This window comes from Candidatus Methylobacter favarea, assembly GCF_902806695.1.
Taxonomy (GTDB): domain Bacteria; phylum Pseudomonadota; class Gammaproteobacteria; order Methylococcales; family Methylomonadaceae; genus Methylobacter_B; species Methylobacter_B favarea.
Genome location: NZ_CADCXN010000042.1, coordinates 1 through 12,295 on the forward strand (window position 1 = coordinate 1; position 12,295 = coordinate 12,295).

A 12,295-nucleotide genomic window follows, 5' to 3' on the forward strand; every position below is an offset into this window, starting at 1 on the left:
TGACGTTTTTCTTCGTCGGTCAAATTGACTTTATATTTAATGGCGGGCATGACACTAAACCTCGTTGCGTCAAAGCCAATAGTCATACCATAAATTATCCCTTCGCTTCAACATGACTGACTACTAGGATCTATTTCATCAATAATGATTGTGGTTGATCTTAAATCTTTGCCAAGCACTTCATATAATAATTCTGTAACTCCTTCTCTAACAAATCGAGGTCAGTAAAGTTTTTACCGATAAGGCATCCGGCAAAGCTACCGGATGACCCGCCTTAGACAAGCTGCTTTCGTTGGTACGAGAAGGCGATACGGTTGTGGTACAGAGTATGGACCGCTTGCGAGGAATCTGGATGACTTGCGACGATTGGCGCAGCAGTTAACCAAGCGCGGCGTATGCATCGAATTCATCAAGGAGTGCCTGACGTTCACCGGCGAAGATTCGGCGATGGCTAATTTATTGCTGTCGGTCAGAGGGGTGTTGCAGAGTTCGAACGGGCTCTGATCCTTGAATGGCAGCGCGAAGGCATTGCATTGGCTAAACAGCGCGGCGCTCACAGGGGGCGTAAAAAAGCGTTATCGACCGAGCAAATAGAAGAGTTACAAAAGCGAGCCGGCACGGGAGAACAGAAAGCAAAGTTGGCCCGCGAGTATGGCATTAGCCGCGAAACGCTGTACCAATACCTGCGAACGGATAACTGACCATGCCTCGTCGCAGTTTGCTGACGCCAGCCGAGCGTGTGACCTGCTTGCCTTTCCGACTACTGACGACAACCTCATTTAGCATTACACATTATCCGAATCCGACCTGTCGGTGATTCGGCAACGGCGCAGCAATCACAACCGCCTCGGTTTCTCCGTACAGTTGTGTTATTTGCGCTATCCTGGTTTCGCCGTGCCAACCAATACGGAACCGCTTGTGTCCCTGCTGCTATTATCGGTAACCAGTTGCGTATCGAGCCGGACGTCTGCCCGCAATATGCCTAACGAACGGAGACTCGGCGTGAGCATCTGTTGGAATTGCAGGTGTGGCCTAATCTGACACCATTCGCTGCCGCCGACTACCGGCGTTTGTTCACCCAGGTGCCCCGCGAAGCTTAGCGTACGATTTTTTCCGTTTCGTAACTGCATCTTCTAAGTCATGGCTTTTATTGACTCTACGCCTTTGAAAATCTGCAACAATATTGGTATCCCGACCTAAAACTGATGAGTCAGGCCGGGGAACCGATGGGATTCATGTGAGACATGACAACTTCATTGGCACGGCAAGGGTCGGCCATTATGTTAAGCATTTTTTATGCACAGTAAATTGGTGCTGAAAGGTTTATAGCTTGTATTGTGGGGTTTAAAGTTTGAGCACAGTACCGGTCTCGACTTGGCAATCTTGCTCCCTCTCAGAAAACTGTGATAAAGTCAATACCCTAGGCAGGCTGCATACCCTCCAGCGCTAGCTACGCAATATCCTGCACACGCCCTAGGTCTTGGTTTATTTTAACTATCTGATCAAGTGCCGATAGGCGGAAGAAACTGCAGAACATGCCTGGACTCGCGCATCTGAAACGGTCGATGAGACTGAACCACATTGCCATTGAAGAACTCGATGAACCTGTGGTAATCCGCTTCCTTGATAAACATTTGCCAAACTGCGATTACACACGACCTATTTTTCCTGTGTGCCTATATATCAACGCGGCTTGAGGATTTTTTTACCTGTTCTGCGTGAGCGGGGTGTTATAGCATTGCGGATATTTCAGCCGATCGGGTTGATGCGCAAGTCGAGCGCTTTGATGATTACCTGCGCAATATGCAACGCTTAGCTAGTAAAACGCGCCGTAGTTAACGGCGTGTTGTGCTTAGATTTTTACAGGCTCGCTTAGTAGTTCAGAGGTTGTGTTCACGACCTTATGAGCTGACGTTATACGTCAGTTTATTGCCAAGCAGCTAAAAAACGTGGCACTATCTATGCAAAAGCCAGCTTGGTCGCTCACCACTCCCTGCACAGTGGAATTTCGCAATTTTACCGAAAACGCCTACCCTCGATGAGATGAATCGCCTGCTGAATGTTTCCCTCCTGAGCTTTCCTCCGTCATCGTGATTAGGCAGTAGTCCGTTGCGCCTTGGACCGGAGGCTGCAAACCACTGAATATGCATTGGCCAACATTGACTGCCAAGCCGATACGGTAACACTACCAAGTACCAAGTAGATTCTCGAGTACATGCTGCCGCTACCATAAATCCTAATCGTTAAAATGGATAATGATGATAGGGAACGACATCCAGGACTTCTCCAAGTCTGTGTTTGGACTGAAGATCGCGCCAATAGGCTGCGGTCAGGATTTCTTTATGCCAGCGCATGAATAATTGATAAAGATCATCTTTAAATCCCAGAAAGGCAATGAATTGCTCCGGGAAAATATCGTTTTCCGCCACATAAAACCAGGCTTCCGAGCTCATTTCTTCCTGGTCGTTACCGGCATCGGGAAGATCGCGGAAATTGCAATCCGTTACCATGCACAGCTCATCATAATCATAAAAAATCACCCGGCCGCGGGCACTGACGCCAAAATTCTTTAATAACAGGTCACCGGGGAAGATATTGCTTAACGCCAGATCCCGTATCGCCTGTCCATAGTCATAAACAACTTTTTCCGCCGCTTTTTGATCAGCGCTTTGCAAAAACAGATTCAAAGGCGTTAACCGGCGCTCGATATAGCAGTGCTTGAAAATAATATTTTCGCCTTCCAGCAGAATACTATCTCGCGCTTCTGAGTCAAGTTCCTCAAACAGCGATTTCTCAAAATGGCTGCGCTCGAATTTTAAATACTGAAATTCCTGGGCATCCGCGAGTCTGCCGGCTCGATCATGTTCGAATACCTGTTTATAACGCGCCATGACATCATTGCGTGAAACCGATTTAGGCGGCGCGAATTTATCCCGGATGACTTTAATTACTATGTCATGCGTGGGCAGGGTGAATACGATCATTACCAGGCCTCTTTCACCCGGCGCATGGATAAATTGCTCATTATGTTTTTCCATGTGCCGTAACAGATTGCGGAAGCGATCGGTTTTCCCCTGTTTTGCACGGCCCAGCACAGTAAACAGATCGCCTGCAGTTTTGTGCGGCAGCAAGGATTTTAAATAAACCACAGCATCACTGACTGTTTCAAGATCTGCCTGAAAATAAGAACGGGTATAACTGAATAACACGCTGACATCTGTTATTGTCATCATTACCACATCTGCGAAAATACCGTCAGGAGTATTTTTTAGCGCTATAACCAGCGGGGACGAGGATGTGCCGCAAACTACCCTGCCAACCAGGTAGGCGCGGGTAATCTGGAAAAAGACCGCTTCCAGTATCTCCACTTTATCGATAGCACCCTTTATCTCCAGCTCATATTCAGTAACTTGCCGGACAATAAAAGCTATATCGCCAGCTTTATCCTGGTAAGGCGTGGCAAAGGCAAAATCCTCCAGCAAACGGTCAAACAAGCTTTGCAAACCTTCATCCGTGCGATAATAGATACGACTTTTAATGGCGTGAGGAATTTGGGGAAGCGGAGAATGATTGAGCGTGACGAACTCGACCTCGGGATCGACCCCGACGGTAGTAAATATTCTGCGCGTGATGGAATTGAAAAAGGTTTTGGTAAATTCGGAGTCAATATAATCCGTCAAGAGCGGTTCAAAACATTGTTTGATGGCTTTCCATAAAGGCTTGTCCCGTGACAAATAGCCTAGTCGGCGCTTCAGTTCGGTGACAGTCCGGTTAACGAATAGATTATATAACTCAATACGTTCGACGGAATCGCGCTGGCTTCCTTTCCAATCGCAATTTTCGAAACGCCGTTGCGCGCGTTGCGTAACGAGTCTGAACTCAAGGTTATATTCATTAAAGGCGTCACGTATGGCCTTTGCGCATTCCAGTGTTAAAAGCTTCATGCTGATAGCCTGGAGTCACAAACTAGGAGACATAGCAGGAGCATTAAATATTCTCAATCAACACATCGGCAAATTCGCTGCATTTGACTTCCGTGGCGTTTTCCATGAGGCGGGCAAAATCATAAGTCACCCGTTTGCTGGCGATAGCGGCATCCATGGCTTTAAGGATAGCGTCAGCGGCCTCGTACCAGCCCATATAACGCAGCATCATTTCACCGGAAAGGATTAATGAGCCGGGATTGACTTTATCCAGATTGGCATATTTGGGCGCTGTCCCGTGCGTGGCCTCAAAAACAGCGGTGCCTGTCTGGTAGTTGATGTTGCCTCCCGGCGCAATGCCGATTCCGCCAACCTGCGCGGCCAGCGCATCGGATAAATAGTCGCCGTTCAGATTCAAGGTCGCGATAACATCAAAATCCTCTGGCCGGGTCAGGATCTGCTGCAGGGTAATATCGGCGATTGCATCCTTGATCAGAATACGGCCAGCGGCTAATGCTTCTTTCTGTTCCTTATTGGCCGCCGCCTCGCCCGATTCAGCGCGGGTTTTTTCCCATTGTTCCCAGGAGTAAGTCTGCTCCCGATATTCGCGGCTTGCAACGGCATATGCCCAGTTGCGAAATGCGCCTTCGGTAAATTTCATAATATTGCCTTTATGCACAATGGTTACGCTTTTGCGCTTATTGGCAATAGCATAATCAATAGCAGAGCGTACCAGGCGTTCAGTTCCTTCCTGTGAGACCGGTTTTATACCAATCCCCGACGTTTCAGGAAAACGGATTTTGCTGAATTGCGCTGGAAAATTCTCGCGCAATAAACGCAGGAAACGCTTGACGTCATCACTGCCTTGTTCAAACTCCACACCGGCATAAATGTCTTCAGTATTTTCCCGGAAAATGACCATATCGACGGCGGCAGGATTTTTTACCGGCGAGGGTACGCCTTGAAACCAACGCACCGGACGCAGGCACACATACATATCCAGTAATTGCCGCAAAGCCACATTTAAAGACCGGATGCCGCCGCCAATCGGCGTGGTTAACGGCCCTTTGATAGAAACCAGATAATCTCTGCAGGCAGCGACGGTTTCATCAGGCAGCCAGGTGTTGAACAAGCGGTTAGCTTTTTGTCCGGCATAAACTTCCAGCCAGTGAATTTTCCTTTGCCCTGAGTAAGCGCTGGCGACTGCCGCATCCAGAACCCGGACGGTAGCGCGCCAAATATCCGGGCCGGTGCCATCGCCTTCTATATAAGGAATAATGGGATTATCAGGAACGACAAGCTTGCCGTTTTCCATGGTAATGGAACTGCCATTCGGCGGGGATGTGAGGCTGGACATATATATAACTCCTGAGTTTATTATATTGAGTGTGCATTGCTGTCAACGTAAAGCTTTTAAATGTGAAGGAACCAGAGCTTTACTACCAATCGCTGCCTGTATCATAGCAAATGCATACGCGCTTGTCTTAGTGTTGAAAGCCTCATGCCTTGAGAGAGTTAAAGCTCTGGCAGGAGTATTTAATAGGTAATTTCGCTCATTGCATTACTCAATATTCCAGAATCTGTGTATTATTGTTTTTTGTTTATTAAACTGTGGAGATTTAAATGCACACTGTCACATTGATAAAAGGCGATGGGATTGGACCGTCCATTATGGACGAGGCCGTCAAGGTGATGGACGCCGCCGGCGCTCCGATTCACTGGCAGGAAGCCTATGCGGGACTGGCGGCGGTAGAGCGCTTCGGCACGCCGCTGCCGGAGCAAACCCTGGCCGCTATTGATCAGACCAAGCTGGCCTTTAAAGGCCCGTTGACAACCTCCATTGGCGGCAAAGGCTTTCGCAGCATTAATGTGGTGCTGCGCCAGACCTATGAGCTGTACGCCAATGTCCGGCCGGCGAAGAGCTGGGCCGGCGTCAACAGCCGCTATGCCGATGTCGATCTTGTCATTGTCCGGGAAAATACCGAAGGCTTGTACGCCGGCCTGGAGCATTACCTGACCCCGAAGAAGGATATTGCCGAAAGCCTGGCCGTGGTCACCCGTGCCGGCTCGGAGCGCATTATCGAGTATGCGTTTCAGTATGCACGGGAGCATCAGCGGCGCAAAGTCACAGTGTGCCATAAAGCCAATATTTTAAAATACACGCAAGGCCTGTTTCTGGATGTGGCCCGTGAAATTGCACCGCGGTATCCGGAAATCCAGGTAGAGGAAAAAATCATAGACGCCACCTGCATGCATCTGGTGATGCATCCGCAGCAGTTTGATGTCATTGTCTGCACCAATATGTTCGGCGACATTCTCTCCGATCTGACCGCCGGTCTCGTGGGCGGCTTGGGGCTGATGCCGGGCGCCAATATCGGCAAGGAGGCGGCGTTGTTTGAAGCCGTGCACGGCAGCGCCCCTGATCTGGCTGGCAAGAATCTGGCCAATCCGACCGCCGTGATCATGGCCGGGGTCATGCTGCTGCGTCATCTGGGCGAGATCGAAGCCGCCCAGCGCATCCAGAGCGCCGTCGAAAAAGTGGTGCGGGAAGGCAAACAGGTCACCCCGGATCTGAATCCCGACTCCACCGCCGGCACCGTGGAAATGGGCAATGCCATCGTAGCGGCCATGGCATAGTGTAAAGTGTGAGATGTCCTTCCTATCCGGCGTGTCGCGGCGGGATTGAATAAATCACAAATCCTATGGATAAGATGTTTGCCGCCAGATATTATACACTTAGGCATATTACTTGCTAAGTAATTAAGGAATAGTACTCACTCATAATTACTGTTTTAAATCATCTCCAAGGAGCTCGCAATGCTAGAACAATACCGCAAACACGTTCAGGAACGCGCCGCCCAGGGCGTGGTTCCCAAACCTCTTGATGCCGGGCAGACAGCTGCTTTGGTTGAATTGATTAAACAGCCGCTGCCGGGCGAAGAACAATTTATCCTGGACTTGCTGACTTACCGCGTACCGGCAGGCGTGGATGAAGCGGCGTATGTTAAAGCGGGGTTTTTGGCAGCCATCGCCAGAGGCGAAGCAAGTTCTCCCATTCTCGATGCAGCACGAGCGACTGAATTACTGGGAACCATGCTCGGCGGTTACAACATCGCGCCTTTAATAGAACTATTGGATAACGAGGCGCTGGCTCCGCTTGCCGGCAAGGCGCTTTCCCATACTTTGCTGGTATTTGATGCTTTTCATGATGTGAAGGAAAAAGCGGATGCCGGCAACCGCCACGCAATGCAGGTTATTCAGTCCTGGGCCGAAGCCGAATGGTTTACCAGCAAGCCGCCTGTGCCTGAAAAACTGACAGTCACTGTGTTTAAAGTGCCCGGCGAGACCAATACCGATGACTTATCCCCTGCGCCGGATGCCTGGTCGCGGCCCGATATTCCCCTGCATGCCAAAGCCATGCTGAAAATGCCGCGCGAAGGCATTACCAATGCCGAACAGCAAATTGCTGAGCTGAAGCAAAGAGGCTTTCCTGTGGCTTATGTCGGGGATGTCGTGGGCACCGGTTCTTCCAGGAAATCCGCGACCAATTCAGTGCTGTGGCATATGGGCAATGATATTCCCTATATTCCTAATAAACGCGAAGGCGGGGTATGCATTGGCGGCAAAATTGCTCCAATTTTCTTCAATACCATGGAAGATTCCGGTGCCCTCCCCTTCGAATGCGACGTCACCCCTATGCATATGGGCGATGTAATCGATATTTATCCGTATGAAGGCGTGGTAAAGCGTCACGGCCAGGATGAAGTAGTCTGCAGATTTGAACTGAAAACTCCCGTTATTCTTGATGAAGTGCGCGCCGACGGGCGCATTCCGCTCATTATCGGCAGGGGCTTGACCGACCGCGCCCGCAAAGCGCTTGGCCTGGCGCCATCCCCTGTTTTTCGCCGGCCTTCCGCCTTTAAAGACAGCGGCAAAGGCTTTACGCTGGCGCAGAAAATCGTCGGCAAAGCCTGCGGCATGGCAGGCGTTCGGCCCGGCACCTATTGCGAACCGCACATGACTACCGTCGGCTCCCAGGACACCACCGGACCTATGACCCGGGACGAATTGAAAGATCTCGCCTGCCTGGGTTTTTCAGCGGATCTGGTGCTGCAATCGTTCTGCCATACCGCCGCTTATCCCAAGCCGATCGATGTCGCCATGCAGCATACGCTGCCTGACTTTATTATGAACCGCGGCGGCGTATCCTTGCGCCCGGGCGACGGCATTATTCATTCCTGGCTGAACCGCATGTTGCTGCCCGATACTGTCGGCACCGGCGGCGACTCGCATACCCGCTTCCCGATCGGCATTTCCTTTCCGGCAGGATCCGGTCTGGTAGCGTTTGCCGCAGCAACCGGCGTTATGCCGCTGGATATGCCTGAATCCGTCCTGGTGCGTTTCAAAGGTAAAATGCAGCCGGGCATCACTCTTAGGGACATGGTGAACGCCATTCCTTATGCAGCCCTGAAGCGAGGTTTACTTACCGTAGAGAAGAAAGGCAAGAAAAATGTCTTTTCAGGCCGTATTCTGGAAATCGAAGGTTTGCCGGATCTCAAAGTGGAACAGGCCTTTGAATTATCCGATGCGTCAGCGGAACGTTCGGCCGGGGGCTGCACCATACGATTAAATGAAGCTCCGATCCGTGAATACCTGAGCTCCAATATTACCCTGCTGAAATGGATGATTACCGAAGGTTACGGCGATGCGCGCACAATAGAACGGCGGATCAAGGCAATGGAAGAATGGCTGGCAAATCCGGTATTACTGGAAGCCGATGCCGATGCCGAGTATTTTGAAGTCATTGAAATTGATATGAATGAAATCAAGGAGCCGCTGCTGGCCTGTCCTAATGATCCGGATGACATAAAGCCGCTTTTCGAAGTGGCCGGGACGAAAATTGACGAGGTTTTCCTGGGTTCATGCATGACCAATATCGGCCACTTCCGCGCTGCGGGCAAGCTGCTGGAAAAACAGAAAGGTGAATTGCCCACCCGGCTATGGGTTGCTCCCCCAACCAAGATGGACCAGACCCAATTAACTGAAGAAGGCTATTACAGTACTTTCGGCAAAGCCGGCGCCAGAATGGAAATGCCCGGTTGTTCCTTATGCATGGGTAACCAGGCCCGCGTTGCAGAAAATTCTACCGTTGTTTCTACATCAACCCGAAATTTCCCCAATCGCTTGGGCAACGGCGCCAATGTCTACCTGTCATCGGCTGAATTGGCGGCCGTTTGCTCAATTCTGGGTAAAATTCCCACTTTCGATGAATATATGCATTACGCGGGACAAATTAACGAGTCAGCTGATGATACCTATCGTTATCTTAATTTTGATAAGATGGATTTTTACAAGAAAAAGACTGACGCTTTAAAAGCCAAAGGTGAAGTTGCAAAGGCTTAAGGTTGAGCATCCAGGGATTAATTTTCCTGTATCTTGAGGACAAGCGCCTTTGGCTGAGCATGGATATTTTCTTCGTGAACTATACAATTTATTTTACCATCGGGTATTGGACATATCTGCTCGTTGAGCAGATATGAAATGAATCTTGTAAAGTAAAAGGATTACGGTGGCAAGTATAATTTACTCCAGCGGAGAACATCCCTCGATCGCCGACCGCTCGGCTGCATACGCCAATCAGAACATAGCTTTTTTGTTTGATCTTCTGATGGATGTCATCCGCTACAGACTGCCCGAACTTGAAGCTGTTATTCGCAATGAATCCGCGATTCCGGCCAATAATCCGAAGCTGCTGTTAAGGTTCCTGCAAGCTCGAGGCATCTGGTTTCAACTGCTGCAAATCGCTGAAGAAGACGGCGGCATGCTGCGCAGGCGCACCATAGAAGTAGAACAAGGCGCAGACCAGGTAATGGGCACCTTTGATTGGGTATTTAGCGAGGCGGCCCAAGCCAATATTTCTGCACACGACATTCAGACTCTCCTGAATAATGCGAAAATCATTCCGGTAATGACGGCCCACCCTACTGAGGCGAAACGGGTATCAGTGCTGGAAATACATCGGCGCATTTATTTGCTTCTGGTGGAGCTTCAGTCCAGTCGCTGGACGCCCCGCGAGCATGATGCCTTAGTGGATAAGGTAAGAAATGAAATCGACTTGCTTTGGCTGACAGGCGAGCTGCGTTTGGAAAAACCTACTGTCGCGCAGGAAGTAGCCTGGGGTTTGCATTTTTTTAATGAAGCATTGTTTGAACAATCGGCAGAATTGCTGAATAAACTGGACTTCGCCTTAAACCAATATTATCCCGAAGCTGATTTTACCATTCCGCCATTATTTCAATTCGGTTCCTGGATAGGCGGAGATCGGGACGGAAATCCATTCGTTACCAATGAAGTGACCCGAAATACTTTATTTCATAATCGCCGGGCCTGTTTGTATCGATACAAACAAAAACTGCAAGGTCTTATCCATAACCTGATTATTGCACGGCACAATATCAAGATTCCTGCTTCTTTTTTGGCGGTTTTGGATCAGGAGCTCAAATGCATTGAAAATGGTCAGGCGATAGCGGCAAGAAATCCCGGCGAACTATTCCGACAGTTTACCGTATGCATGTCTCATAAGCTGGCAAAGACTATTGAGGCATCGGAAAGGAATAGCTTCCCCGAATGTAATCAGTATGCCTACTATTCCGCGGATGAATTGATCAATGATTTGAGAATACTGGAAACAGCATTACTGGAGAGCAAAAGCGCAGGTATAACCAAAATGCTGGTAACGCCGCTAAGACGGGAAGCTGAAATCTTTCGGTTCAGAACAGCCAATCTTGATCTTCGCCAAAATTCAACCGTAATCACGAAGACCCTGATATCACTATGGGCGGCAATTAATCAGAAAGAAGAAACAGATCGCCCGGCAGAAACCACTCTTGAATGGGAAAGCTGGATTAAGGAGCAACTGGACAATCCCTTGCAAATAGACATACCAGCCGGCAACTTATCGGCAGAGGCCCGGGAAACCTTTGAACTGATGCAGCTGGTGGTTGGAAGCCGTGAAAAATTTGATGAACGGGCATTTGGCAATTTCATACTCAGCATGACGAGAACTTCCACGGATATACTGGGCGTTTATCTTATTGCCAAATTTGCCGGTCTATTTATAAAAGAAGACGGTATTGAATATTGTCTTTTACCTATCGTGCCTTTATTTGAAACAATCGAAGATTTAAGAGTGGCTCCTGCAGTGATGCGGGGATTATTGACGATTCCGTTGATACGCCATTCAATAGTAAAACAGGGAGGAACGCAGGAAGTGATGCTGGGTTATTCCGATTCCAACAAGGATGGCGGCTATCTGACCTCAAACTGGGAACTCAGCAAGGCTCAAACCAGGCTGATGGCGGTTGCCGAAGACTGTAAAATTCCTATCTCTTTTTTTCACGGACGCGGCGGCTCGGTAAGCCGCGGCGGCGCTCCGGCAGGCCGGGCGATTGCAGCCCAGCCTGCAGGTTCTGTGCATGGCCAGCTTCGGGTTACCGAACAGGGCGAAGTCATATCCAGTAAATTCGCCAATCGTGGCACTGCCTTATATAATCTGCAACTTTTAGCTGCCAGCGTTTTTGAGCATAGCCTTAAATCAACCACGGAAGCAGAACTGCGACCCCGCAAGGAGCATTATGAGGCGCTTGAAGAATTATCACAGCTGTCTTATGAAGCTTACCGGCTGCTCATTGAGCAGCCGGGGCTCGTTGACTATTATGCATCAGCCAGCCCGGTTGAAGAATTAGCTTTGCTGAATATCGGTTCACGCCCTGCGCGCCGATTCGGCGCTTCTTCATTATCGGATCTCAGAGCTATTCCCTGGGTATTTGCCTGGACTCAGAACCGGCATTTGATACCCGGATGGTATGGATTTGGCAGCGCACTGGAAAAATTTTCCCAAGCCCACGGCCAGGCCGGACGTGATTTACTTCAGCAATTGTTTGAGCAATCCCGGGTTTTTCGGCTGGTGATTGACGAAGTTGAAAAAACCCTTTGTCAGGTGGACTTGCTTATAGGCAAGGATTATTCTGAACTGGTAACTGACAGTTCAGTCCGGGAACAGATTTTCTCTAGGGTTCAGGATGAATATCATCGCACGGTCCAACATGTTTTAGCCGTATCAGGAAGCAATCTACTGGCTGAAAGATTTCCCCGTTTTCGGCGTAAACTGGGCAGACGGCTGCCTTCAATCAATCAGGTTGGGCGCGAACAAGTAAAGCTGGTTAAATTTTTTCGCGAGACGAATAAGGAAAACCAGGAGCAACAAAAGAAATTGGTTTCTCTTTTATTGTCAATAAACTGTATTGCAACCGGCCTTGGCTGGACGGGATAGGGCTAAACGGCTGTTCTATTATTATCACTTTATTTCATTA

At 49.4% G+C, this 12,295-nt stretch carries 8 protein-coding genes; 4 read left to right on the plus strand and 4 right to left on the minus strand.

From position 1 onward, the window contains the following. The first annotated feature begins 533 nt into the window (after window positions 1-533). Window positions 534-701, plus strand: a complete 168-nt coding sequence (locus HUX64_RS20360; protein WP_425484242.1) for a helix-turn-helix domain-containing protein — start codon at window positions 534-536, stop codon at window positions 699-701. Window positions 702-878: 177 nt separating this feature from the next. Here HUX64_RS20360 and HUX64_RS19555 read toward each other — a convergent pair whose 3' ends face one another. The 4 genes from HUX64_RS19555 to icd form a co-directional block, all read right to left on the minus strand. Then, a complete protein-coding gene (locus HUX64_RS19555; RefSeq protein WP_246246888.1) occupies window positions 879-1,130 on the minus strand; it encodes a hypothetical protein in 252 nt (83 codons plus the stop codon). 372 nt (window positions 1,131-1,502) lie between these two features. After that, window positions 1,503-1,634 carry a hypothetical protein gene (locus tag HUX64_RS20090; RefSeq protein WP_281355251.1) on the minus strand — a complete coding sequence of 44 codons (132 nt, stop codon included), beginning with the start codon at window positions 1,632-1,634 and terminating at the stop codon, window positions 1,503-1,505. Between the two features lie 609 nt (window positions 1,635-2,243). Further along, window positions 2,244-3,944 carry a bifunctional isocitrate dehydrogenase kinase/phosphatase gene (gene aceK / locus HUX64_RS03510; protein WP_174624855.1) on the minus strand — a complete coding sequence of 567 codons (1,701 nt, stop codon included), beginning with the start codon at window positions 3,942-3,944 and terminating at the stop codon, window positions 2,244-2,246. 43 nt (window positions 3,945-3,987) lie between these two features. After that, complete coding sequence (icd, locus tag HUX64_RS03515; protein ID WP_174624856.1) at window positions 3,988-5,280, minus strand: NADP-dependent isocitrate dehydrogenase; 1,293 nt, start codon at window positions 5,278-5,280, stop codon at window positions 3,988-3,990. A 266-nt stretch (window positions 5,281-5,546) separates the two neighbouring features. Here icd and HUX64_RS03520 point away from each other — a divergent pair, with 266 nt between their 5' ends. From HUX64_RS03520 to HUX64_RS03530, 3 genes are all read left to right on the plus strand, one after another. Further along, window positions 5,547-6,560: an isocitrate/isopropylmalate dehydrogenase family protein gene (locus tag HUX64_RS03520; RefSeq protein WP_174624857.1), complete on the plus strand. Its 1,014-nt coding sequence runs from the start codon at window positions 5,547-5,549 to the stop codon at window positions 6,558-6,560. Between the two features lie 180 nt (window positions 6,561-6,740). Then, complete coding sequence (gene acnB, locus HUX64_RS03525) at window positions 6,741-9,326, plus strand: bifunctional aconitate hydratase 2/2-methylisocitrate dehydratase (protein ID WP_174624858.1); 2,586 nt, start codon at window positions 6,741-6,743, stop codon at window positions 9,324-9,326. 166 nt (window positions 9,327-9,492) lie between these two features. Continuing rightward, window positions 9,493-12,255 carry a phosphoenolpyruvate carboxylase gene (locus HUX64_RS03530; protein WP_217426422.1) on the plus strand — a complete coding sequence of 921 codons (2,763 nt, stop codon included), beginning with the start codon at window positions 9,493-9,495 and terminating at the stop codon, window positions 12,253-12,255. The last annotated feature ends 40 nt before the right edge of the window (window positions 12,256-12,295 follow it).